Raw genomic sequence first — 22308 nt, forward strand, 5'->3', positions numbered from 1 at the left:
TCACGAGATGCCTCGCTTCCACAACGAGAACCCTTTCCCCAGTTCCGCACCGCGTCAATGCCGAAGAGCTCCTTATCGCGGCGAGACGACGCAGGTCGCCTGCCCACGCGCACCGGATCTCTGCGCAAGTCTCACGCGTAGCGGGCGCTCGACGAACCTGAAGCTGGCCTCGGCCAGAGCGACGAAGACGGCGACCCAGACGACATCACCGAGCACCGAGTGTCCGAACAGGTTGAGTATCGCGATTCTCGCAAGCACGTTCCAGAGATAGATCGAGTACGACCGCTCGCCGAGCCACCGCATCGGACCGCTCGCAAGCAGCGATCCAACCGCCGAGCCTGGCTGCGTCACGGCACCGGTCAGCATCACGAGCGTCAGCACGGTCCCGGCGACGATCACCAAGGAGGTGTGGTAGGTGTCGTTGCGATATGCCAGGCCGAGCAGGAGAGCAAGTGCCAGCATCGCAAAGGGCGCAACACGCCCTACTGCTCCTGACAGCCAGCCGTTCTGGACGACCATCGCGAGCAGTGAGCCGACCAGGATCGGCAGCGCGTTCGTGTCGGTCCCGACGTACTCGTGCTGATCGAAAAGAATCTGTTGACCCAGGCCCAGGACGAGATCGATGGCCAGGGTGATCCCGATCAACGAAACGGTGAGCGCGGCGAACAGCCGGGGACTGCGACGATAGCCCCAGAGCAGAGCGAACGGCCACAACAGGTAGAACTGCTCCTCGACGGAGAGCGTCCAGGTGTAGTTGAAGTAGTCCTGAGTGGCGAACGGGTGGCCGGCCCAGTCGAAAAGGCTTGTCGTATAGGTTGCGGCTGCCCCAGCAGGTGCGAGAACCTGCCCGACGCTCAGATCGTGTCGACCTACGAGGAGCACCACGATGGTCACCGCTGCGACGGCCACCAGTGCCGGGTAGAGGCGCGCCGCGCGTCGGCGATAGAACGACCGGACGTCGATGGTGCCGGTCTGGAGTTCGCGGACCAGCAGGCCGGTGATGAGGTAGCCCGACAGGCAGAAGAAGACGGTCACACCGACGAAACCATTGATGAACGGCCGAGTGGGCGCGTGCTGACCGAGGACCAGGAGAATGGCTACGCCACGGACCCCGTCCAGTGCAGGCCACTTACCATTGTCGTGCACGAGTCGCTCTGGGAAAGACAGGCGCCGTCGCCCGCTCGTACGCCATCGGACCGGATCTGCGAGCAGAACCTCCAGACGAGGCTCGGCAGTCACGGTCAGTCCCGAGGCGACGCGCAGGCCAGCAGGACCGGTGCCAGCCGCGCGGAGCGGCTCCGGTCGCGACCCCGACCAAACTCGAGGCCGAGGCCAGCAGGTGCCTCCGATGCGTGGGCGTTCGCAACCGAGCTCCCTCCCTCCGGACATCGCTGAAGGTCCCTGACGCGGCGCGGCGTGATCCAGGTGATGTAAGGAATACGACGCGATGGCACGGTTGGTTCAGGTCGATGCGGTGGCACGCGGCTCAGTCACCTGTGTGGTGACGCTCAAGGCTCGCTCGGAGACAGGCGGCGACCGCGGTCAGGAGATCTTGTGCCAGTTCGCGCAGCCGGTGGTCTGGAAGAACCCGTCGGTCTTGCGGATCACGACACTGGTCCTCGTCCTGCTCGAGCCAGATCTGAGGGTGTTGCCGTTGATGTCCGCCACAGCCCAGCGGCAGGTCTTGCCCGCGGCCGGCGCCGCGGACTCATACGTGCCCGGGGTGGCCCGCCGGCCCACGAGGTAGGCGCCGACCTCACCGATGAGCCACGTGCCCCCGGCGACTCTTGACGGGGATGACGCTTGTCGAACGGCCGCCTCCTCGCTGGCGACGGCCTTGTCGAGGGACTTCAGGTCCATGGTGTGGAGCTGCTGGGCTACGCCGTCTGATGTCGGGGCCACGGGAACGCTTCCGCCGCGCAGCGGAGGAAGGCCTGCTCCAAAGGGCGCGGGTGTCTGAGCGGGCGCCGTGCCCACTCGCCCGGTCGGTGTCCCTTTAGCCGAGGCCCAGACGGCGATGGCGAGCATCGAGCTCAGTCCCACCACCAAGGCGGCGGCGAGCAGCACCGTTCGGGTTCCAGCCCTTCGTGCCTGTGGCATTGGCGCATCTCCCTGTCGAGGGTCGAACGTGAAGGGCCCGAGGACGCCTCGATCGCAGTATCGGCGACCGACCTTCGAGCTACCTTGGGGGCCGTGCCGAGATCTGTTGGCCCCTGTCGGCGACATGTGCTCGTGGCCAGGGTGTGTCACGTTCGACGCCGTTGCGGGGGTCAGGCCCGATTGGTTCCGGCGGGCCGCCGGCGGTAGCTCCCTGTGCGGGCCTCTTGCCGACGAAGGCCCACCAGCGGGACGCTCTTGGTCATGGACCCGAAGGCGGAAGCCCACGAGATCGAGCAGGTGCGGGTCAGGCTGGGCGAGCGTTACCCGCAGCTGGACGCGGACGTGGTCGAGGCCGCGGTGCGGCTGGCGCACTCGGAGCTGACGGGCGGCATCAGAGACTTCGTGCCAGTGCTCGTGGAGCACTCGGCTCGCAAGAGACTCGCGGCCATCGCAGACCGTGACGACCTGATCGGGGGACGGGAGCCGTAGGTCCCGTCGGCGTCCACGTGCCGCCCACGTCGACCGGAAGTGGGGTCTAGCGGTGGGATGCGAGAGAGTGCAGGTATGCCCACGCGCACGTTCAGAGCGGTCATGGAAAACGGCGACACCTACGACGACCCGTCCGAGGACGTCCTCCTCCTGCTGCTCGAGGACCTTGCCGCGGGGGAGGGCTCGTGGCTCATCGTCGAAAAGGTGGTGGACGCCTCAGGTCAGACCTACGCGCAGGCTGTTCGGCTCTCCGACGGGTCGTTCCGGGTAGAGCGGCGGCGCGGAAGCGCAGACACGCATGAGGTGGCTCTCGCGCAGCCTCTGCGAGACGCGCACAGGTTGCTGACGCGATGGGCCTTTGCGCTGTAGTCGCGGGATGGCCCTCGCCGAGGCGACGTGGCCCGGTAGGGCAACTGGTGGCACGCCTTCGATGCGGGCGCGACAGTCACGATGGCAACGGCTCGCTCGCCCCCGACGCCGGCACAGGCCACGTGACCCGGCGAGGGCAGTTCACCGAAAGTTCAACTTCGCGCAGAGCCGATACGTCCAGCGTGGATATCGGGGCCGTCTTCGTTGGAGTACCAGTGGATGCACAGTTCATCGCATCGGCGAGGCGAACCATGGATGGTGGGTCCGTCCGACCGACGTTGCAGGCAGGCCTGCACCTGAGCGCGGATGACGGCACCTGCCTCATGGAGCTGGTGGCCCTTGCAGCGAAGGAGAGATGGGGAGACAAGCCGGCGTGCACCCACCCTCTTCTCGGCCACCTCGCCAGGAGAGTGAACGACGCCACATCGGAGGACGGGCGCTCCGCGTTGATCTCGTTCATTCCGGCACTGGTCCGGGCGAACGCACACGGGGCGTACGTCTACGCCCAGATAGCGAGGGCTTGCACCCGGACAGCGTTGAAGAGCAGCCCGTCCTTGTGGCTCCGGGTCCTGGACGCCACCGCCGTCGCCAGGGCGAACCCGGACGACCCACGACGACGCCGGCTCTATGTCCACGGCACCGCTTATCGGACAGTGGATCTCGCCGTCTTTGCCGTCACCGGGCTTGAGCAGGGGGACGCGGACGAAGTACTGAGGTCGATGCTGGAGAGCGCCGTCCGGGTCGTACTGGCTCTCGGCCGTCGTCCCGGGACCAGTGACACGACGGCGGGCACAGCCGGCGGGTCAGAGGTCCCGCCCGAGGCGGGCGTCGGGTGCGCAGTGCGTTGGCCGAGTCGATCAACGGACGGTGTCGCCAAGGGCTGGGCCGAGCATGGGCCAGCGAAACTCGAACCCGGCAGATGTGAGGCGTTCCGGCAGGACCCACCGACTCTTCAGCAGGAGCTCCGACTCATTGCGAAGGGCCCACATCGCGGGCTCCAACAGCCACCGCGGAGCGGGGATGCCGATCGGCATGCCCACCGTTCGGCGCAGCTCGGTCATCAAGGTGTGGTTGTCACTCGGGTTCGGTGATGCGAGGTTCACGGGGCCCTCGAGCTCGTGACGCTGCTCGAGGAAGCGGATGGCGTCCAGAACGTCGTCGATGTGGATCCAGGAGAACTTCTGCCGCCCGTGCGAGTGGTGGATCGGCACCGGGCCGCCCGTGGGCTCCGCACCGATGCCACGGTAGCGACGGTGCTGGAACCACCACCCGTCGTACTGCGCCCCGCCGACACCCAGGCGGGCGACACGGGCGAGCAGGTCGGAGGCCGGTCCGCCGAGCACGATGGCCATCCGCAACGCCACGCGGCGGGTGCCGGGCAGTTCGCCGGCGAACAGCTCGCGCTCCCAGCTGCGCGCCACATCGACCGAGAATCCCATGCCCAGTTCGCCGTCGGCTTCGGTCTGCGGGCGATCGAGGGCGTAGCGATAGATGGTCGCGGTGCTGGCGTTGAGCCACAGTCGCGGAGGTTGCACGGCGGCGGCGATGGCCTCGCGGAGCAGTCGTGTCGTGTCCACGCGGGAGCGCAGGATCTCCTCCCGATTGCCGTGGGTGTAACGGCAGCCCACGCTCTTGCCGGCAAGGTTGACCACCAGGGCGGAGCCGTCGACGAGGCGGCGAAGCGATGTGCGATCGCTCCACCGACCATCCGGGCCATGGCGTCCGACGCAGGCGACGACGTATCCGCGAGCGGTGAGATCGTCGACGAGACGACGTCCGATGAACCCATTCCAGCCGGCTACCACAGCCCGTGTGCCCCCGCTCATGGCGGCAGGCTACCCGTGGGGCAGGACCGTGCCGCTAGCGACACCCATCGGCCACCCCGAGGACGAGGCCGCCCGGCCACCGTTGCCGCCTCGCGTGGCGGCCGCCGAGTCGGACGACTCGGCATGACTGAGGGATGCGCGGTAAGAGCGGTCAGCGCCTGACGCTGCTCGAGCGCTGGCGGGATCGGGACACGCCAGCGCTGGCTCCGCGCGGACCGCCGTCCGGCTCAGACCCGTTCGACGCGGTCGGCCTGCGGCCCTCGATCGCTCTGTCGCACCTGGTATCGGACCCGATCGCCCGGGTGCAGCGCCTCGGCGCCTCTGAGAACGGACACGTGCACGAACAGGTCCGCGCCTCCCGCGTCCGGGGCGATGAAGCCGAACCCCCGCTCCGCGTCGTAGCGCGCGACCACTCCCTCACCGCCTCGCGCCGGGACGTCGGATGCCTCCCGGTGTCCCGACCGAGCGCGGCTCGACGGCGCGGGTGCGCTCCGGGGGGTCGAGCCGCGTACGAGGCGCACGTCGCGAGCCTGCGGGCCCTTCTCGCTCACGACGACGTCGAACGTCACGCGGTCTCCTTCGTCCAGCTCGGGGAGCCCGTCGGCCAGCGCCCGGAAGTGGACGAAGACATCGGGGCCGCCCGACTCGGGGGTGATGAACCCGAAGCCCTTGTCGAGGTCGTACCAGGTCACGGTGCCGTCCGCCCCGTCGGATGCCACGGCCTGCTGGGCGGCCAGGGCTCCCAAGGGAAGCAGATGGTCAGCCTGCGGTCCCTTCTCTCCGTCGACCACGAGGAATGCCACCCGCTGCCCCTCCGAGACCACGCCGCCCGCCACGATGGCCGAACTGTGCACGAAGATCTCGGCACCACCGCCGTCGGGCGTGATGAAGCCGTACCCCTTGGCAGGCTCGTACCAGGAGACGGTGCCGAGCACGCCCAGCGGTGTATCGGCGGCGTGGTCGGCCGTGACCCGGACGCGGCGCGCCTGCGGGCCGCGGTCCCCCTCGCCGATCTCGAACTCGACCACCTGCCCCTCCCGGAGCAGCTTCATCGCGTCGTCGCTGACGATCTCGGACGCATGCACGTACAGGTCCTCTGCCTCCTGCCCGAGGGCGATGAAGCCGAACCCCCGGTCGGCATCGAACCAGCGGACGGTTCCCTCGGTCACGGCTCACTCCTTGTCGAAGTTACGGTTGGTGTCCCCCTAGTGTCCCCGACCGGACTGCGACACGTCGCCCGGCGCCCGACAGCGCTCGCGCCGTCGGGACAACCGGATTGCTGCTGATCGCCGCAGCCCAGCGCGTTCACGGTGTGGGCGCGCGTCGAGTCAGCTCGAGGCGGAGCCCGGCGAGCCCGAGAGCGACAAGCAGTGCTGCCGGCAGCAGCAGCGGAGAACGCCACGGTTCTCCGTAGCTGCGCAGTGCGGCGATCAGCCCTGCCACCAAGGCGCCTCCGAGGAGGAGTTCGATGATGCTCAGGCCCATCGAGAGACCGTGACGTTCCTCTGGTGCACGTCTCATGGCCGTGACTGCTGCGTACGTAAAGCCTGCTGCGGCGAGTGCCAGCACAAGTCCGAGCGGGAGAAGCACTCCTCCCAGTTCAGCGTTTGGATCTAGCCCCGCAACGATCATGGCCCCGGCAAAGACAAGAGCAGCTCCACCTACCAGGACGTGGCCGACGTGGACCATTCGTGGTGCTGTGCTTCGTGCCGCCGGATCGGTTGCCATGTTTCAGGAAAGCACATAGAGCCCTGGAGCCAGCCCCGGTCGCAATGCGTCGTGCCCCGCGGTGTCGGCGCGTCGAGGTCAGAGCGAATGCCGACGACGCGGATGCCGAAGCAGACGCTGGCGGCGATGACAGCGCTGGTCAGCTGCTTGAGCCGGTAGGTGCCGCCGACTGATGATGCCCCGCCATCTCCGTCTCCGAGTGGCTGACACCTCGTCCTGAATGCCGGCTGCCCAACGCCCTTCCGGGATGGCGACGCGCGCTACGTTCGGAGAATGCTGGACAGCGCAAGCGGTCCCGACCCCGACGTGGTGGTCGTCATGGGAGTGTCCGGGAGCGGAAAGACGACGGTCGCGAAAGGTCTGGCGACGGTGCTCGGGTGGGAGTTCGCCGAGGGTGACGCCTTTCATCCCGAGGCCAACGTCGAGAAGATGCGCAGCGGTACACCACTTACGGACGAGGACCGCTGGCCGTGGTTGGCGGCGATCGGGGCGTGGATCTCGGACAAGGAGGGCCGCGGCGAGTCTGCGGTGGTGACGTGTTCGGCATTGCGCCGTGTGTACCGCGACCTGCTGTGCGAGGGCAGGCCACACGTGCGCTTCCTGCACGTCACGGCTGAGTCCGATGTCATCCGCGACCGGATGGAGCACCGTCCGGGCCACTACATGCCACCGTCATTGCTGCCCAGCCAGCTGGCCACGCTCGAGCCGCTCGGAGCGGACGAGCCTGGCGTGACCATCACCAATGAGGGGAGTGCCGCCCAGGTCCTCGACCGCGCGCTCGCCGCCCTCGGCCACCGCAAGGAGCACGCCTGATGTCCCTGATCGCTCTTTCCATAGCCGCGTCCACCACCTTTCCGGGCGAACTGCCGACCGCCGACGCACCCCCGGTGTACGCCGGGAACGCCCAGCTCGTCGCGGCGTGCATCCTCGGCATCCTCGCGGTGGTCGTTCTCATCACGTGGGCCAAGGTCCACCCGTTCCTGTCCTTGATGCTTGGCTCGGCTGTGCTGGGTGCGGTGGCGACCATGCCACCCGGTGACACGGTCAAGAGCTTCGTGGCTGGGTTCGGCACGACCGCCGGGGCGGTCGGCATCCTCATTGCGCTCGGGGCGATGGTCGGCAAGCTTCTCGAGGACTCTGGCGGCGCAAACCGGATCGTCGGGACGATGGTGGGCCGAGTCGGACCAGGTCGGCTGCCGTGGGTCATGGCGGCCATCGCTGCCATCCTCGGGTTGCCGTTGTTCTTCGAGGTCGGGGTGGTGCTGCTCGTCCCGGTGGTGGTCCTGGTGGCCCAACGCACCGGGTTGTCGCTGATGAAGGTCGGCATCCCTGCGCTAGCGGGACTGTCGGTGCTGCATGGGTTGGTACCGCCACATCCCGGTCCGCTCACCGCGATCGGCCTTCTCGACGCTGACCTCGGCCGCACCCTGATCTTCGGCATCATCATCGCCATCCCGACGGTCGCCGTCGCCGGACCGCTGCTCGCGCGTTACGTCGATCGATGGGTCCCGAAGTCCGCTGACGACCTGGTGCTGCTGGGCTCGACCTCCGGTGGCACGGCGACGCGGACCCGCACTACGGTGCCAGCCGGAGCCAGGACCGAGATCCGCGGGGACGGCGTTGGTGGTCCTCGCGGTGACGATGGTCGCGTCGACCCGGCGGGCCCTCAATCCGCTGAGCCCGGTGCCGGCGTCAAGAGCACGAGCAGGTTGGGCACCTTCGACGAACCGTTGGCGCCCGGGCGCAAGCGCATCGGCTTCGCGACGGCCATCATCGGCATCACCCTGCCGGTCGTCCTCATGCTGATCGACGCGATCACCAAACTGGCCGTCACGGACGAGAAGGCCGGTGTCCGCACGGTCATGGACTTCATCGGCACCCCCATCGTCGCCCTGCTCATCGCGGTGCTCTACTGCTACATCGCGCTGGGGCTCGGATCTGGCCTGAACAAGACCCAGGTCAGCGAGTCGGTCGGGTCCGCGCTACCAGCGGTCGCGAGCATCATCCTCATCGTCGCCGCCGGCGGTGGTTTCAAGCAGACGCTCATCGACGCCGGGGTCGGCAATGTCATCAAGGACTGGGCGACGGGCGTCAGCATCTCGGTTCTGCTGCTCGGATGGCTCGTCGCGGTGCTCATTCGGCTCGGAACCGGGTCGGCCACGGTCGCCACCATCACCGCCGCCGGAATCGTCGCGCCGCTCGCGCCGACTCTGTCAGCCAACCACCTCGCGCTGCTCGTGCTGGCGATCGGCTGCGGGTCGCTGTTCTTCTCCCATGTCAACGACGCGGGGTTCTGGCTCGTCAAGGAGTACTTCGGACTGACCGTGGGCGAGACGATCAAGTCCTGGTCGGTGATGGAGACCGTCATCTCGGTGTTCGGCTTCGCCCTCGTGATGATGGCCAGCGTCATCGTCACCTGATCATCAGGGGTGAGTGGCGAAGGGACCCGATCGGGTGCTCCATGACGGTCAGGAGCGAGTCCGCCGAGCCACCTCCACTGGACTGGCGAACGGTGCTCCCATCGGGTTCACGAACGTTTGGTGAACGCCCATTCCACGCCGTCCTCGCCCTGGTCGTCGAAGGCGGGATGTCGTCGCAGGCCGATCTTCGTGGCGACCTTCTGACTGGCCAGATTCGTGGGACGGATACGGGCGACGACGAGCTCGGCAGGAAGCCACTCCTGCGCCCACTGCAACAGGGCCTCCGCGGCCTCCGTGGCGTAGCCCTGTCCCCAGGCCGAGGGATGAAAGCGGTACATGAGGTTGAGAACCCGGTCCCCGTGGATCGTCATCCACCGGACACCGCAGTTGCCTACCAGTCGACCGGTCTTCTCCTCGAAGACGCAACAGTTCCCGAACCCGTGCCGCTCCCAATGTCCCTGCCAGTGCCTCACCAGCGTCTCGACGTCCTGAAGCTCCTCGACCAGATCCGACGGGTTGTGCTGGACGACCGACGGATTCGACAGGATCCCGAGGATTGCTGCGGCATCCACCTGCGCCGGCTGTCGTAACGACAACCGTGCGGTCACGAGGCGAACGGGTTGCCGGGGCACCTCGGCAATCTACTCGCGGCGCGCCCGCCACCACTTGAGGCGACGTCCGCTTCTCGGTACGACCGTCATGCGGCATGGTCGGACGTCCCGTCCTCAACGCGGCATGAACGGATGAGTGGATCGGATCAGTGATGGGGGTCGAGCATCCCATCGGTCATCGCGCAGACCGCCTTGGCCGGGCGGGTGTGGGCGATCCACCGCCCAAGGCCAACCCGGCGCTGCACTGACCTCGCGAGACGCCCACAGCAGCGGTCACGTGGGGGAGCGTGCACGTGTCCGGTAGACCTAGCGCGCCTGTCGCAGCGCGCTGAGCTTCGACCATCTTCGACAGGAGGCTGCAGAACGCTGACGTTCCTGCCGTCAGGTCGGCTTCCACCAGGTCGAGAACCGCCAGGACAGCTTCGAGCCGACACCGACACCGGCGCCGAAGGCGACGACGCCGACCACGACGGGGATGAGCCATGGCCGCTTCTCCGCCGTGGCCGGCGGCGGGACGTCGTCTTCAGCTGGTGCTTGAACCGGGTTCGGTCCGGTGGTTGTGGTCATCGAGGGCCACTCCTTTCAAGGGGTGAGCTGATCCTCTGTCGCACCCCCATCGTCCCTCCGAGGCCTGCCGCGCGCAGGCGCTCTGAAGGATGTTCCCTTTCACCCGTCGGCGGCCTTCCGTCGATGCCCGTCCCCCGACAGTGCTCTCACCGTCGTGACACGTGCCCGATTGCGACCTCCTCGGCGCCCGCGGCTGCCCTGACAGCGGCAAGGTCGGACGTGCCGTCCTCAAGGGGGCCTGCGGACGTCCATTCGCTCTGGTATCGGCTATCTGTTCGATAGCCGATACCAAGGGAGGTGAACCGACCGCGTATGTCGTGACCGCCGATGTGGGATCGTAGGACGCGCCCCGGTAGCCAACCCACAGGTCGAGCAGGTCGCGCTCGGACACGTCATCGTGCCGGAAGACGTCCGCTGCGATGCCCGATTGTCGGCACGGTGGACCCTTACCACCGCGGCAGAATCGGAGAGCGGCACTAGTGCGTTTCGCACACCTCATCCTCCGAACGCCCAGGCCACCATCAGGGGAAACTCACGCCGTCAGAAGATGTCGCCGTGTGAGCCAGAACGCTCCTTCATGGCAACGGTCGCGCCCGCTTTCACCAGCGCCGCTGCCCACAGCGTTGCGTTCCTGAGAAAGAACGGCTCTTGGGTGCCTCCAACCAGGTACGCACGCGGCACGTGCGCCGGCAGCTTCTCCGGTGGTGGATAGCCCGCGCCCGGCGAGGCGCACATCACGGAGCCGAAGATGTCGGGGTGCCGCAGACCCATGGCCAAGGCCAACTCACCGCTCGCAGAGACGCCCAGCATCGCGGTGCGCTCAGCGGGCATGGCCAGTCCCCACCGCGTCGCCACCCAAGCCCTCACATCCTGCATGAGGAATGCCTCGTGCGCCGCGAACCGGTCTGGGTCGAACCCTGGTGAGTATTCGTGGATCCGCAGAGTCTCATCGGCGTGCCGGTGGACGCCCACAACCATCGTGGCCGGGAGCCCGGTCCCTGCCAGGTCAGCGCCCCAACGCGAGAGACTCTCCCCGTCCCCGGCGAAGACGATCGCCTCGGGCCGGTCGGGAGGGACGTATACCGTCGCTTGTCGACCACCGTCGTATTCGAACGTCTCGGTGATGAACTCGCCCGAAGCTGCGTCGGCGCGTGATCGGTGCTCCACTCCCAGATCGTCGCATCGAGAGGTCAGCCCGCGGATCATTGCCCGCCCCGCACATCGGCAGGATGGCCCGCCACAACAGGACGCGCGCCAATCACAGGGCCACCCGGACCCACCAAGATCGCCGTTCCACGTCGCAGCCCGCGATCGCGCACTGGTCATCCGTCAACAGCTGATAGCCACGGGAAAGAGCGCCGGTCAACCATGTTTGTGTCGGATCCTCACCAGCAGGACTCGTCTCGTGGACGCCCACGAGCGACCTCCTGAGTGGTCCGGCCCCACCTCCCGGCCGGCCCCTCGGAGCGGCCTCGCCCAACGGCCGCCGCAGGGGTCGGGTTTCAGGCGCCCCCGGCGAGAAAGCCGAGTAGTGCGACGGAGGGGTGGAGTGCGGTCGAGGTGTTTGCCGCAGTGACGACCGCGAACGCTGAGGCGAGCAACAGCAGGCCGATGCTTCCCGCGGTGAGCACCCGCCGCCACGATCGCTGGGTCCGGGCCGTGCGAAGCCGCCGGCGCCACAGCACCACCGCACCCACGATCAGACCCAAGGTCACAGCCGTCCCCAGCATCGCCATGACCGCGTGGTAGCGCACGAAGTCAGCTCGCAGCACCTGCGCTGCAGGCGTCGAAGCACCGCTTCCAACCACCTGCCGGGCCTGCTCTACAACCGGTGCCAGCGGGCCACCCGCGTCCGCGAACGACAACACCCCCAGCACCGATGACAGCGGAGCCACGGCACCCTGCAGGTTGGCGACGACCACCAACAGCGACACCACGGCCAGCCCGCTGGCGCCTAGGCCGAGCCCCGCGAGGCCCCATCGCCGACCACGGCTGCCGGCATCCGTGCTCGCTCGCCATACCCTCGCGAGCAGGACGCAGAGCACGACGAGAAGCACCGTCGAGAGCGTCGCTTTCACGAGGTGGAACCGCGCCCAGAAGTCCGCTGTCGCCGAGAGCTCGCCCAGCCGGCCGTCACCCATGGCCCAGAGCTGCACGAACCCGTTGGTGACACCGGTGCGCAGCGCGCCCAGGTCCCCATAGCGACCCCCGGACAGCGCCGAGGCCAGCGGAAACGGCGCCAGAGCCACGAGGGTGACGAGCAGCGCAGTCGCCGCCGTCAGCGCTCGCAGGTGGCGCGGCCCAGCCGAGCCAGTGAGAGCAGGTGCGGTGGTGTTCATAGTGATACCTCTCGATGGTGGGTGGGCGCGTAGTTGTCGAAATGCGGCCCCGTTGGTGTGGGCCCGAGGGGCCCTTCTGCCTGCCTCATCGCACGTCCGGTGGTTGTGGAATATCGATCTGGCAGGCGGTCTGTGGGTCGGTCAGGCACTGGATGGGATCGACGCCCAAGCGGGACAAGGATGCTGCGACAGGCGCGGGATCCACCCGACGTCTCCTCAGCGACCGAAGGCGGAGCCCCTTCACCACGCGCCGGATGCCATGCACCGTGCATCGGTCACGACCGGGTGAGGCGTACGCCGGTCGAGATCGTCCACACCAGCCAGGTGGTGAAACCCAGGAGCCCGACGAAGATCAGCGCCGAGCCGTCGACGATCGCGAGGTTGCAGAGCCCTGCGGCGAGCAGCAGGCTCCCGCCCACGAGGCCCAGCAGGCGCTGCCACGGCGCAGTCAGCCCGCTCGCGTGCGCGGCGAGGGCCGCGCCGATGCAGGTGCTGCCGAGCATCGGCAGCGCCAGAGCGAAGGCCGCCGCGTGAACCTGCCAGACGAGCTCGAACGAGGGCGTCGGCTCGGCGAGCGGGCCGGCGGAGAGCGCGAGCCCGACCTGAAGGACGTTGACGAGCACGAAGATGGCCGACAACGTCGCGCCAGCGGCCACGGCGAGGCGTGACCAGTCGGCGCCCGCCCCGCCGCGCCGCTCCACGAGGCCATGCAGGCCCGTCACGAACAGGAGTAGCAGCGGCAGGTACACGGCCACCAGACCGGACGCGATCGCGACCGCGTCGCGGTTGGCCGCGTAGTAGGCCAGTACCTCCCCGATCGGAGCGCCGTAGCCTGGCGCGCCCGTCACTGCAAGCAACGCGTTCTCCGTCACCACCAACACCGCGAACACGATCGCCGCGGCGCCGACGAGCCGGCGAACGTCCCCCGTACGGGCTGGCGGGGTGGCGGTGTCCTGCGGTGAGCTCACCTCTGACTCCTTCGATTCGGTCGGATGGCCGGAGTGGCCACGTGTGGGCGTGCATGCGCACGGGCCAGGTCGTGCTCGTCGGTCACGTCGTCAGACGGTGACGACGACTGTTCCTTGGGTGTGCCCGGCCCCCACGTGGCGGAGGGCGAGCGGGCCCTTGCTCCTCGCGTCCGCGCGGTGGACAGCCGCCGGCGTACGGGAGGGGTGGTCGTAGCTCACGGCACCAACCCTCGCCGTGCGGGGCAGGCCGGCACATCAGGCCCTGGTCGACTCTCAAGCGAGGCGGCGTACGACCGCGGTATGAGCCGGTGAGGTGGTCAGGGGCCCGGAGGGAACAGGGCCCAGAGGCGGGGGACTTGTGTCCCCACTGAAAGCCGATTCCCAGCGGAGCCGAGGACGTCCGCTACTCGGCACGACCGCTCGGCGGCATGTCGGACGTCCCGTTCGGGCCGGCGGGGAGTGGAAACACCGGAGGCCGAGTGTCCGAAGCGAGTGCTCAGTGTCGCCGGGCGGCTCGGCTGAGACGTGCCGTCCTCGAGAGGCCTTCGGGTGCACCAGCGGGGGAGTAGCGTGCGAGAGGCCGGGCATCGCGACTTCGGTCGCTGCAGCTGAAACCCCTTCGGATGAGGAGACGCCCATGTCAGAAGATGCGAGCAAGGCCCCGGAGCCAGCGGTCACGGTCGTTGGAGCCGTGTCCGACGGGGCGTACACCTTGCTGGTTGCGGACTTCGCGGACACGACGAGCGCGCAGGAGGCATACGCCGCCCTGAAAGAGGCCGTGGACGGCAGACATGTCGAGATCGAGGGCGTCATCGTGGTGAAACGCGAGACGGACGGGAAGGTCGAAGTCCAGCGGGCCACTGACCACACGACCCGTCACGGCCTCACCTGGGGCATCGTCGGCGGGGCGGCTCTGGGGCTCATCTTCCCCCCGTCCATCCTCGGGAGCGCGGCGGTGCTGGGAGCGGCAGGGGCTGCGGCCGGCAAGGTGGGGCAGCTGCGGCATCGGCATGAACTGGCGGACGAGCTGGAGGCCGCGATCGAGCCGGGCCACTCCGGCATCGTGGCTCTGGTCTCCGACCCTGCAGCTGTCGAACTTCGACGAGCCCTTGAGATGGCCAACACGATCGTGATGACCGCTATCGACGATGTCGTCGCCAAGGACGTCAAGGCTGCCGCCAAGGAAGCCGAAGAGGCCGAAGAGCAAGCCGCCGAGTCAAACGGCAACGCGGCGCAGTAGGCGGGCCTCTACCGGGAGTCGGCGCGCGAGCCGATCGCCGCTCTTCCACGTGCGACTCTTTCCCGCTTCCGGCACGGGTGGAGGACCATTCGCCCTCAACGCGGCATTTCCGGGTGTCCCGTTCCAAGCGCCAGCGACCAGCCCAGCACCGAGGCTGCCTCGGTGCCCGTCGGTAGAACCGCTCCGCGGCACGAGCGCGTTCAGAACGGTCGAGCATGCAGGATCTTGCCAGGCGCCGAACGGCGCCAGGGACGCAGGCTACGGTTTTCCGGGTTATCCGCGCGCCATGTGGTCCACGCAGACGGTGATCGCAAGAATAAGAGGCACGTCCTCTCCTTGAGCCATGTGCACCCCGTAGGTGTCCCGGACGCGGAACCACTTCTTGGAGACCTCGGCGACCTTCTCGCCGTCGCGCTCGATCTCGTACTCGTGGTCCACGATGTTCCCGTGCGCTTTGAGGTCGTGTCCGCCGTCGACGTCGATGACGTAGTGATCACGAATGCCGATCAGCCGCTTGTGGACGGTGGCCTCGGTCGACCCTCGCTCGATTGTCATCTTGTCGCGGACGCTGAGCTTCTTCTCCTGGATCTTGAAGAGCTCGTTGCCGTGCGCGTCTTCCAGAATGAAGGTGTCGCGCAGCCGCGCCGCCTTCCCGTTGACCTTGAACGCTCGGTTGCCGTTGTCGTCCTCGACCCAGAAGTCGTCCCCGATCGCGAAGACCTTCTCGCGCATCTGGAACGTCGGGCCGTCGAGGCCATGATGACGCAGTCCCATCGCGTGTCCTTTCCTAGCTCAGGCCTGTCGACCTGTGCGACTGATTTGTCCGGGTCATAACGGGCTGAGGACTCGGTCGTGGGTGTCCCCGCGACAGCGTGCTCGCGGTTCGCTCCGCGCCCGCTCTCCAGTCGCGGTGATCAGGTACTGGCATTCCGGGTCGGCTGAGGCATCACCCAGCAGTTTCAGTCTGACCCACTGCCCCGTCTCTTCTCATCGGTCCACGAGAAATCTCGACAGCCCAGCCGCCCGGTCCCACATTCGCACCGGGCGGCCGGCCTCTTGGCTGCTCGCGAACACCCCGTCATGCATGGCTGACAAAGCCGTGAGTCCAACGGTCTGCGCCCACGGTGTAGCCGTCGACCATGAAGCACTTTGCTTCGTATCGGAAACCAAGCCGCCGGGCTCAAGCAACAGCAGCCTCAGCGGTTGGTTCATCCGGCTAGACGCCGATGATCTTCAGATCGTAGAAGTCGTCGTCGGGGGACGTCGCCGTCACGGTCACGGTGGTCGGTGGGCGAGCCGTCAACGGTGCGAGCGAGGTACGTGCCACACAAGAAACACATCCCAAGAAACACATCCCAAGAAACACATCCCACGGACCGTCGCCTGCCCGGCCAGGGCTAGACGTTGTGGTCGGATCGCGTCGTCCTCAGTGTTGGATCACTGCGTCGTGTCACCACGCGGGGGTGACCAGTCGACGTCGAGTCTGGCAACCTGACGGATGGGGACGCTGCCCAGCCATGTCGGTTCACCGATGGTGTGAAGTCCCGGAAGGCGTGTGAAGAGCATCGTGAGTGCGACTTCGGCGTGCAGTCGTGCCAGGGGTGCGCCGAGGCAATACCGGGCTCCGGCGGAGAACGCCAAGTGGGGGTTTGGGGTTCGTGTCACATCGAAGGTGTCGGGCTCAGCGAACACCGTGGGGTCGCGGTTGGCGGCGGCGAAGACGATGGCGCGGGTCGCGCCTTCAGGGACAGGGCAGTTCGCCACCTTGGTGTCCTCGGTGGCTGTGACCCCTGTCAGGGTGGCGGGTGAAATGAGTCGGAGCAGTTCCTCGACGGCGTCGGGCCAGGTGCTCGGGTCGCGTTGCACGCTGGCGAGCTGGGCGGGGTGAGTGGACAGCAGGTGGACTCCCGCTGTTATGAGGGTCGTTGTCGTGGCGTGACCGGCCAGGATGAAGAAGATGCAGTTGGCGAGCAGGTCGTCGCGATGCTCGTGGGCCTGCCCGCTGGCGGCAAGGAGGGACACCACGTCATCGAGTGGCCGGTGTTGACGGTTGCTCAGCAGGTCATCGAAGAAGGCGAGCATCTCTCGGGTGGCGGTGTTCCCGGCCTGCACGTTGGTGTGATCGCGTTGTCCTGCCACGGCGCGGCCGAAGGCCTCCATGCGCTCGGCCAGCCATGGCTGTCGCTCGGCGGGGACGCCGAGCACGTTGCAGATGACGGTGAACGGCAGCGGTCGCGCGAACGCGCGAACGATGTCCAGCGGTCCCGTCGACGGCAACGCGTCGATCAGCATGGCGGAGGTGGACTCGATCTGGCCGCGGTAGCGCTCGATCCGTCGCGGCGAGAACAGCCCGGTGAACGCCGTGCGGACGAGGCTGTGGCGCTCGTCGTTCATGCGGGACAGGAATCGCGCCACGACCTGGAACATGAGGTCGGCCGACGGCGGGATCGGCGTCGCCGTCAGGCGCCGGTCGTGCAGGGCCGCGGTCGCGAAGGCATAACCGCACCCCACGACAGGCGTCGAGCGCGCTGTTACTGCAGGATCGTCCCGTCCGGCAGGAGTGAACAGAGCGGTCATGAGTGCCTGCTCCTGCGCCGCGGATCCAGCGTCCCGGTCCTGCTCCATGCTCCGATCGTGGAACCCTAAGCCGCCAGACGCAATGACCTAACGCGGCAAAGCGGACGTTCGCGCATCAACATCTGAGAACGGCGAGATGGCGTCTCGGTAGGAGCTGCGACGGCCACCGTTGGGCGTATCGGATCTTTGCATCCAGTGGCCGCTGGCGTGGTCAAGCCAGCGCGGCCTCTACCTTGGCGATGACAGCCGTCTCGTTGGGTGAGGTGTCGTCGGCTGCAGCCGCGGCGTCGCGACAGCTTTGTAGGACCATGGCGCGGTAACCGTCGACGAGCTGGGGAGCCTTTGTTTTCAACAGCGACACCGCTTCGCCTAGTAGCGCCAAGGTACGGGCTTCGACGTCCGCGGACGTACCCTTCGGCATCTCGGGGAACCCGCCCTTGCCGACTAGGGCGGCGACTTCCGGGGGTGAGCCCGCGATCGCCTTGGAGGCGGCGAAGGACTCCTTGATGCTGTCGAACATGCCCTTCTCCGCGCGTGACACCCATGCGCTTGCCAGCATCGCGGCCGAGCGCAGGGTGTTGTGCTCAGCATCGGTGAACTCGGTGGCGCCATGCGTTTCGGCCGGCGAGGTTGGTGTGCTGCCTTCAGCGGACGCGGGTAGCTCGACGGGCTGCGTCGAAGGGGTGTCGGTCATTGTCGGCTCCTGTTTGGTGCGGTGGCGTCGGTGGGGACGGAGGTCATCCACCCCTGATCCTGCCCGGTGAGGCGGCCGGGTGCCGTTGGTTCACGTCGCGAGTTCCGCGCGCATCAACGTCCGGTGCGCGGCAGGTGCGGACGGCTATGGCCGAACGTCAGAGTGGCTCGTGCGAAAGCCGATCTCGGACTTGGGTCAACCAGTCGCGCATGCTGTTACCGGCGTCGTGAGGATCGTAGGCGGCGCCCCATTCGACGACCACAGGTCGCGCAGGTTGCGGTCGGACTGGTGTGAGGCGAGCAGGCGATCGATCTCCGAGACCAACTCGGCCGCCGAGGCTTCGCCCTCGCCTTTCCGTAACGAGTCGATGACCAGGCTCACTGATCCCGAGTCCAGGTCGTAGTCCTGATGGAAGTACGCCTTGGCAAGGTGCTCCAGCTGATGGGTCACGCCCTCATCGTGCCCCAAGTACGTCAGTGGCGACGCGGGCTCACCGCTACGTCCGACGAGCGGCCATGAGAGTGGGCAGGCCAGCCCGGCTACGACGCTTCGCGATTGCCTGCCTACCCTCGTCGATCAGGTTCCCTGTCGCCAGATCTGGTCGACATCGGATGGCTGCTTCTCTGGTGCCCCTGCCCATAGCAGCGGCTCGGTGACGACCAGCACCCAGTCCGTGCGCTCGCGTGCCCAGACCACAGCGTCGGCTGCAGTGTCGTGCTCGCTGGACTCACCGGTTGGGTCGTCTTCGCTGCGTTCGACGTGAGCGCTCCATCGCTCGCCGTCACCGACCCAGGCGACATACGCCTTCGCAGCGACCGGGGCAAGGGAGATGTCCACGTGCTCATCATGCTGGAGCGCACGGGCGTGGGCACCCCGACGTGCACGTTGCTGTCTGCGGCAATAGCGGACGCCGCTAGACGGGCGCGTGCAGCGCGAGAAGCGTGGTGAGGGCTTCGCCCGAGTCGCTGGTCTCGATGAGGGTGCGGGGTCCGTCACGCTCGGTTTCCCACGGCACCCAGGTTTGGTTTTCGACCTCGAGCCAGGACGGGACCCGCTGGTCGGGGATGTCGGGTGTCCGGGCTTCGACGCGTCGACGATGCTCGGACTGATCGGGAAGCCAGGTCTCAACCTGCAGCAGTCGGGCCCTGCCGCGGAGGGCCGTCTCACGCCATCCCACTCGAGCTTCGGGAACGGGGTTGACGGCGTCGACGACAACATCAAGCCCGAGGAGGAGGTTGGATAGCGCGAGCTCGTGGATCACGGCGTAGGCCTCGACGCCGACGGGCCGGCCGGTCCGTTGAAGGGCTGTCTCTACCGCGTCGACGCGCAAGTAGCAGGCCTGCAGTCGTTGGGCCAGAGCCTTGGCCAGCGTGGTCTTGCCAGTGCCTGGTCGTCCAGCGAAGACGGTCAGGGTGGCAAGCGCTTCGGGCGGCCGGGGCGGTGTGGCATTCACCTGCTCATCCAAGCGTGTGCCAACCACGGCAGCACTCCCAGCGGCATGAGCGTGCTTCTTCTGTCAGGCTGCCGCACATGTCACCTCGGTACTTCAAACGGCGCTGGGACGAGGGCCGCGGCGACGCCTTCGACTCCTGGGGAGCAGCTGACTACTACTTCGAGGTTTCTGACGAGGGGTGGCCGACTCGTCAGATCGAGGACTACGAGGCCGGTCCGACCGTGCGATACGGCCCCGGGCGGGAGGAGGACGAGTACGGCCGACTCGGCCAAGTTCGACTCGAGGAGTTCGAGGACTGGGCATCGTGGTCCATCACTGAGGACGAGTTCGAACGGGCGTGGGCGTCCGCCGGGTAGCGCCGAACGCGGCATGAGCGTGCGTCCTGAGGTGGCTGGTCCGGGGACCTATCTGGCCAAGAACCAGCTTGGCCTGTGAGCGCTCCAGCTGTCGGCCGGGACGTCTTGCGCGGTGCGTGTCGTCGGCGGCGGGCCGGATCATCGGGCTCGAGACCGGCCTCGGGTTCGGGTTCAATCGCACCGGGAGACCGTTCTCGTCACGAGCTCACCCGAAGGCCCGCGCCCAGTTCTTCGAGGGCGACCTCGGACCGGGCCGTCCAAAGCCAGCTCAGCCCCAGGTGAACCCGGCCCCTGGGCCCATGGGGACGTACTCCTTGCCGCACCGGGCGCAGGCACGGTAGAGCTCGCCGTCCGGCGTATGGGTCGTCTGCCACACGTGGCGGGTGTTGATGCGGCAGCCAAGGGGCGGTCGGACGGCTGGCGTCGGCTGCGGGCCGCCGTCCGTCAGGGCGGCGTGCATCGTCGAGGCCGATGGGGCTACGCCGACGGCATACCGCCACGCGGCCAGGCGGCCGAGCCCGTGCATCTCGGCGACCAGCTCATCGTGGTAGCGGTCGCGGGTCTCGGAGGGGACGCCGACGGTGGCCCGCTCCATCGCCGACGCCGCGAAGCGGACCGACGCCCTCTGAGTCTTTCTTCTCATGACCAGCCCTCCTGCGGTATCGGAGCGAAGCCAGGTCGCGGCCGGCGCGCGGAGGCCAAGGCCCTCCCCGCCTGCGTGGCACCCGACTCCGTGAGCCGGTAGTACCTGCGCGCCGGTCGGCCCTCCCTGCTCGGGTCGATGTCCTCCCACCGGGACTCCAGCCAGCCGACTCTCTCCAGGCGGGCCAGGATCGGGTGGACCGTGCCACTCGGCAGCCCGGCGAGCCGGCCGATCTGCGACCCGTACCAGTCGGCCGCCAGGTCGCTGAACAGGACGTCGAGGACCAATCGGGTTGCCATGGTCATCCGTGGTGGCATGCTCGTACTCTACCTAGGGTCGGCAGCCCGGCGCAAGAGTCCACCGCCGGCACGCAGCGGCGCCAAGCTGCGGGTCGACCGGCCAGTCAAGACCTGGATCGAGATCTAGTGGCGGGACCCGACTCCGTCAGCGACCCCAGAACCGAACCGCAGCACGATCGAGACGGCATCCTGGACGTTGGCCACTGACCTCGTGCTCGGCGTAAGCCCACAGAGCGGTCACGGGACCGCGCAGGATGACCGAAGTTGCTCATCGGCGATCCGCTGCCACGTCTGCCCTCGCGCTGCCAACTGACCCGCCGGACTCGGCTCGCGGCGCCGGGTGGCGGCGGCAACGACGACGGCGGCGAACCGCGAGAAGACCGCTGCGAAGATGGCCCCGGCGTGCCGTTCGAAGAATCGCTCCTCGCCGTTCGCCGGCACCTCGTCCTCTGCCCAACCGGGTACGAGCCGTCGTCGGGTCGCCGCGAACGCGGCGTCCGCCTCGGGGTGGAACTGCGTGCCCCACGCGATTCTGCCGACCCGGAAGGCCTGGTTCGGGTAGGCGCTGGAGGACATGAGGCGGGTGGCTCCTCCGGGGAGGCTCACGTGGTCGACATGTGACGACATCACGTGTATGCGCCGCGGCACCACGCGGAAGACGGGGTCGAGGGCGCATTGCGCGGTTGTGGCGACCGGGGTCCATCCGACTTCGGCCGCCGGGCCCCTATAGGCCACGCCCCCGGCCGCGACGCCCAGCAGCTGCGCACCCAGGCACACGCCGAGGTAGGGCACCTCGTTGCGGAGCGCCTCGGCCACGAGCGCCGCTTCCTGGGTGCGAGTGGGCCAGCCCTGCCTGTCGAGCACCGACTGGGGGCCGCCGAGGACGACCAGTGCGTCATAGTGCTCGAGGGTCGAGGGGAGAGCCGGGGCGGTGCTGACGTCAATCACGTCAAGGACGAGCCCGGCGGCCTCCAGCTGCGCGCGCAGCGGGCCGGGCACCGCGAAGGAGACGTGCTGGACCACCAGCAGCCGGCCGGGTTTGCGCCCAATCCTGGTTGCTGAGCTGTTCGGGTCCGAAGGGGAGAGGGGCGCGCGAAGGGCCAACTGGGTCGCCATCGTCATCCGGGGCGCATTCACCATGCTTGTACTCTACGTAGCCCCTAGCTTGAGTACAAGCATGGGACGCCGATCAACGCTAGAAGGGCGACGCCGATTCACGGGCCCAACGTGTGACGGGCCCGAGCCGCGGGGCCGTACTCGTGCCGCAGTGGCTCGCATGACCGGACGGGCGTAGCGTGCTCAACGCGGCAAATCCGGTAAACGCTTCACGTTGCTGTGCAGACGTTCACCTCCTGTGCTGCCGTCGCCGGCAGGTACAGAGGTTCGCAAGACCTGGGCGGGTGGGGGCTAGCTGTGCTGACCGGACGGCTAGGCCAGGAACGCCCGCAATGCCGCGAGAACGTCGTCGCGGCGGTCGATGAACAGGTAGTGGCTGGCCTGGAGCTCGATGACGTGAGCATGTGCGGTCTCGGCTGCGAAGCGGTCACGACAGGCGGCCCGCCACGTCGCCTCGGGGCCCTCTCGCTCGTCCCCGCGGGAGTAGATGGCCAGGGCCGGTGCGCTGATGTC

General features: G+C 67.9%; 26 protein-coding genes. 6 read left to right on the top strand and 20 right to left on the bottom strand.

The features are described from left to right. Positions 1–72: 72 nt before the first annotated feature. Entirely contained in the window at positions 73–1389 is a 1317-nt protein-coding gene (locus tag H283_RS0121450) for an acyltransferase (RefSeq protein ID WP_081633983.1), read from the bottom strand. 153 nt (positions 1390–1542) lie between these two features. Then, entirely contained in the window at positions 1543–1860 is a 318-nt protein-coding gene (locus H283_RS27945; protein WP_156023367.1) for a hypothetical protein, read from the bottom strand. Between the two features lie 501 nt (positions 1861–2361). Between H283_RS27945 and H283_RS26090 the strand changes: the two genes are divergently transcribed. Beyond that, on the top strand, positions 2362–2589 hold the full coding sequence (locus H283_RS26090) for a three-helix bundle dimerization domain-containing protein (RefSeq protein ID WP_020145589.1): 228 nt from the start codon (positions 2362–2364) through the stop codon (positions 2587–2589). Between the two features lie 75 nt (positions 2590–2664). Beyond that, the gene (locus H283_RS0121465; protein WP_020145590.1) at positions 2665–2958 is read left to right on the top strand and encodes a hypothetical protein; all 294 of its coding nucleotides are present in this window, start codon (positions 2665–2667) and stop codon (positions 2956–2958) included. A gap of 857 nt (positions 2959–3815) precedes the next feature. Here the strand turns inward: H283_RS0121465 and H283_RS0121470 are convergent. The 3 genes from H283_RS0121470 to H283_RS27950 all read right to left on the bottom strand — a co-directional run bounded on the left by H283_RS0121470 (position 3816) and on the right by H283_RS27950 (position 6269). Then, a complete protein-coding gene (locus H283_RS0121470; RefSeq protein ID WP_028785809.1) occupies positions 3816–4784 on the bottom strand; it encodes an epimerase in 969 nt (322 codons plus the stop codon). Between the two features lie 227 nt (positions 4785–5011). After that, a complete protein-coding gene (locus H283_RS28650; protein WP_028785810.1) occupies positions 5012–5953 on the bottom strand; it encodes a cold-shock protein in 942 nt (313 codons plus the stop codon). Between the two features lie 136 nt (positions 5954–6089). Next, the gene (locus H283_RS27950) at positions 6090–6269 is read right to left on the bottom strand and encodes a hypothetical protein (RefSeq protein WP_020145592.1); all 180 of its coding nucleotides are present in this window, start codon (positions 6267–6269) and stop codon (positions 6090–6092) included. Positions 6270–6785: 516 nt separating this feature from the next. Between H283_RS27950 and H283_RS0121480 the strand changes: the two genes are divergently transcribed. Both H283_RS0121480 and H283_RS0121485 read left to right on the top strand, forming a co-directional pair. Beyond that, entirely contained in the window at positions 6786–7325 is a 540-nt protein-coding gene (locus H283_RS0121480; protein ID WP_020145593.1) for a gluconokinase, read from the top strand. Continuing rightward, positions 7325–8932 carry a GntP family permease gene (locus tag H283_RS0121485; RefSeq protein ID WP_081633984.1) on the top strand — a complete coding sequence of 536 codons (1608 nt, stop codon included), beginning with the start codon at positions 7325–7327 and terminating at the stop codon, positions 8930–8932. Before H283_RS0121480 ends, H283_RS0121485 begins: the two co-directional genes overlap by 1 nt. A gap of 107 nt (positions 8933–9039) precedes the next feature. On the opposite strand, the gene H283_RS0121490 is transcribed toward H283_RS0121485, so the two are convergent. The 5 genes from H283_RS0121490 to H283_RS0121510 all read right to left on the bottom strand — a co-directional run bounded on the left by H283_RS0121490 (position 9040) and on the right by H283_RS0121510 (position 13417). Then, positions 9040–9564: a GNAT family N-acetyltransferase gene (locus H283_RS0121490; protein ID WP_028785812.1), complete on the bottom strand. Its 525-nt coding sequence runs from the start codon at positions 9562–9564 to the stop codon at positions 9040–9042. Positions 9565–9924: 360 nt separating this feature from the next. Next, positions 9925–10110, bottom strand: coding sequence for a hypothetical protein (locus tag H283_RS27955; RefSeq protein ID WP_156023368.1), 186 nt, complete (start codon positions 10108–10110; stop codon positions 9925–9927). A gap of 540 nt (positions 10111–10650) precedes the next feature. Next, entirely contained in the window at positions 10651–11277 is a 627-nt protein-coding gene (locus H283_RS26095) for an alpha/beta hydrolase-fold protein (protein WP_020145596.1), read from the bottom strand. Positions 11278–11612: 335 nt separating this feature from the next. Continuing rightward, on the bottom strand, positions 11613–12449 hold the full coding sequence (locus H283_RS0121505) for a hypothetical protein (protein WP_020145597.1): 837 nt from the start codon (positions 12447–12449) through the stop codon (positions 11613–11615). Positions 12450–12724: 275 nt separating this feature from the next. After that, the gene (locus H283_RS0121510) at positions 12725–13417 is read right to left on the bottom strand and encodes a hypothetical protein (RefSeq protein WP_028785814.1); all 693 of its coding nucleotides are present in this window, start codon (positions 13415–13417) and stop codon (positions 12725–12727) included. Between the two features lie 637 nt (positions 13418–14054). Between H283_RS0121510 and H283_RS0121515 the strand changes: the two genes are divergently transcribed. Further along, the gene (locus tag H283_RS0121515) at positions 14055–14657 is read left to right on the top strand and encodes a DUF1269 domain-containing protein (protein ID WP_020145599.1); all 603 of its coding nucleotides are present in this window, start codon (positions 14055–14057) and stop codon (positions 14655–14657) included. Between the two features lie 273 nt (positions 14658–14930). On the opposite strand, the gene H283_RS0121520 is transcribed toward H283_RS0121515, so the two are convergent. The 6 genes from H283_RS0121520 to H283_RS0121550 all read right to left on the bottom strand — a co-directional run bounded on the left by H283_RS0121520 (position 14931) and on the right by H283_RS0121550 (position 19408). Further along, on the bottom strand, positions 14931–15431 hold the full coding sequence (locus H283_RS0121520) for an LURP-one-related/scramblase family protein (protein WP_020145600.1): 501 nt from the start codon (positions 15429–15431) through the stop codon (positions 14931–14933). Between the two features lie 663 nt (positions 15432–16094). Continuing rightward, a complete protein-coding gene (locus H283_RS0121530) occupies positions 16095–17282 on the bottom strand; it encodes a cytochrome P450 (RefSeq protein WP_020145602.1) in 1188 nt (395 codons plus the stop codon). Between the two features lie 163 nt (positions 17283–17445). Further along, the gene (locus H283_RS0121535; protein ID WP_020145603.1) at positions 17446–17928 is read right to left on the bottom strand and encodes a hypothetical protein; all 483 of its coding nucleotides are present in this window, start codon (positions 17926–17928) and stop codon (positions 17446–17448) included. Between the two features lie 195 nt (positions 17929–18123). After that, positions 18124–18378: a contact-dependent growth inhibition system immunity protein gene (locus H283_RS0121540; RefSeq protein WP_020145604.1), complete on the bottom strand. Its 255-nt coding sequence runs from the start codon at positions 18376–18378 to the stop codon at positions 18124–18126. 126 nt (positions 18379–18504) lie between these two features. Continuing rightward, positions 18505–18765, bottom strand: a complete 261-nt coding sequence (locus H283_RS0121545) for a hypothetical protein (protein ID WP_020145605.1) — start codon at positions 18763–18765, stop codon at positions 18505–18507. A 76-nt stretch (positions 18766–18841) separates the two neighbouring features. Continuing rightward, positions 18842–19408, bottom strand: a complete 567-nt coding sequence (locus H283_RS0121550) for an AAA family ATPase (RefSeq protein WP_156023369.1) — start codon at positions 19406–19408, stop codon at positions 18842–18844. Between the two features lie 50 nt (positions 19409–19458). On the opposite strand from H283_RS0121550, the gene H283_RS0121555 reads away from it, so the two are divergent. After that, entirely contained in the window at positions 19459–19737 is a 279-nt protein-coding gene (locus tag H283_RS0121555) for a hypothetical protein (RefSeq protein ID WP_020145607.1), read from the top strand. A gap of 268 nt (positions 19738–20005) precedes the next feature. Here H283_RS0121555 and H283_RS0121560 read toward each other — a convergent pair whose 3' ends face one another. The 4 genes from H283_RS0121560 to H283_RS28270 form a co-directional block, all read right to left on the bottom strand. Next, positions 20006–20380, bottom strand: coding sequence for a hypothetical protein (locus H283_RS0121560; protein WP_020145608.1), 375 nt, complete (start codon positions 20378–20380; stop codon positions 20006–20008). Further along, positions 20377–20679 carry a PadR family transcriptional regulator gene (locus tag H283_RS0121565; RefSeq protein ID WP_231372343.1) on the bottom strand — a complete coding sequence of 101 codons (303 nt, stop codon included), beginning with the start codon at positions 20677–20679 and terminating at the stop codon, positions 20377–20379. Before H283_RS0121565 ends, H283_RS0121560 begins: the two co-directional genes overlap by 4 nt. Before the next feature lie 237 nt (positions 20680–20916). Further along, positions 20917–21819 (bottom strand): type 1 glutamine amidotransferase, encoded by a 903-nt coding sequence (locus H283_RS26970; protein WP_081633986.1) that lies wholly within the window; start codon positions 21817–21819, stop codon positions 20917–20919. A 288-nt stretch (positions 21820–22107) separates the two neighbouring features. After that, positions 22108–22308 (bottom strand): hypothetical protein (locus H283_RS28270; protein WP_028785562.1); only part of this gene is annotated, 201 nt, incomplete at its 5' end.

The organism is Terracoccus sp. 273MFTsu3.1 (assembly GCF_000383675.1).
Classification (GTDB): domain Bacteria; phylum Actinomycetota; class Actinomycetes; order Actinomycetales; family Dermatophilaceae; genus Terrabacter.

What these genes read in the sequence shown, in the direction of transcription:
- H283_RS0121450 (WP_081633983.1), bottom strand. Translation starts at nt 1,389, where the DNA reads ATGTCCGGAGGGAGGGAGCTCGGTTGCGAACGCCCACGCATCGGAGGC.
- H283_RS27945 (WP_156023367.1), bottom strand. Translation starts at nt 1,860, where the DNA reads ATGGACCTGAAGTCCCTCGACAAGGCCGTCGCCAGCGAGGAGGCGGCC.
- H283_RS26090 (WP_020145589.1), top strand. Translation starts at nt 2,362, where the DNA reads ATGGACCCGAAGGCGGAAGCCCACGAGATCGAGCAGGTGCGGGTCAGG.
- H283_RS0121465 (WP_020145590.1), top strand. Translation starts at nt 2,665, where the DNA reads ATGCCCACGCGCACGTTCAGAGCGGTCATGGAAAACGGCGACACCTAC.
- H283_RS0121470 (WP_028785809.1), bottom strand. Translation starts at nt 4,784, where the DNA reads ATGAGCGGGGGCACACGGGCTGTGGTAGCCGGCTGGAATGGGTTCATC.
- H283_RS27950 (WP_020145592.1), bottom strand. Translation starts at nt 6,269, where the DNA reads ATGGGCCTGAGCATCATCGAACTCCTCCTCGGAGGCGCCTTGGTGGCA.
- H283_RS0121480 (WP_020145593.1), top strand. Translation starts at nt 6,786, where the DNA reads ATGCTGGACAGCGCAAGCGGTCCCGACCCCGACGTGGTGGTCGTCATG.
- H283_RS0121485 (WP_081633984.1), top strand. Translation starts at nt 7,325, where the DNA reads ATGTCCCTGATCGCTCTTTCCATAGCCGCGTCCACCACCTTTCCGGGC.
- H283_RS27955 (WP_156023368.1), bottom strand. Translation starts at nt 10,110, where the DNA reads ATGACCACAACCACCGGACCGAACCCGGTTCAAGCACCAGCTGAAGAC.
- H283_RS0121505 (WP_020145597.1), bottom strand. Translation starts at nt 12,449, where the DNA reads ATGAACACCACCGCACCTGCTCTCACTGGCTCGGCTGGGCCGCGCCAC.
- H283_RS0121515 (WP_020145599.1), top strand. Translation starts at nt 14,055, where the DNA reads ATGTCAGAAGATGCGAGCAAGGCCCCGGAGCCAGCGGTCACGGTCGTT.
- H283_RS0121520 (WP_020145600.1), bottom strand. Translation starts at nt 15,431, where the DNA reads ATGGGACTGCGTCATCATGGCCTCGACGGCCCGACGTTCCAGATGCGC.
- H283_RS0121530 (WP_020145602.1), bottom strand. Translation starts at nt 17,282, where the DNA reads ATGGAGCAGGACCGGGACGCTGGATCCGCGGCGCAGGAGCAGGCACTC.
- H283_RS0121535 (WP_020145603.1), bottom strand. Translation starts at nt 17,928, where the DNA reads ATGACCGACACCCCTTCGACGCAGCCCGTCGAGCTACCCGCGTCCGCT.
- H283_RS0121555 (WP_020145607.1), top strand. Translation starts at nt 19,459, where the DNA reads ATGTCACCTCGGTACTTCAAACGGCGCTGGGACGAGGGCCGCGGCGAC.
- H283_RS0121560 (WP_020145608.1), bottom strand. Translation starts at nt 20,380, where the DNA reads ATGAGAAGAAAGACTCAGAGGGCGTCGGTCCGCTTCGCGGCGTCGGCG.
- H283_RS0121565 (WP_231372343.1), bottom strand. Translation starts at nt 20,679, where the DNA reads ATGGCAACCCGATTGGTCCTCGACGTCCTGTTCAGCGACCTGGCGGCC.
- H283_RS26970 (WP_081633986.1), bottom strand. Translation starts at nt 21,819, where the DNA reads ATGGTGAATGCGCCCCGGATGACGATGGCGACCCAGTTGGCCCTTCGC.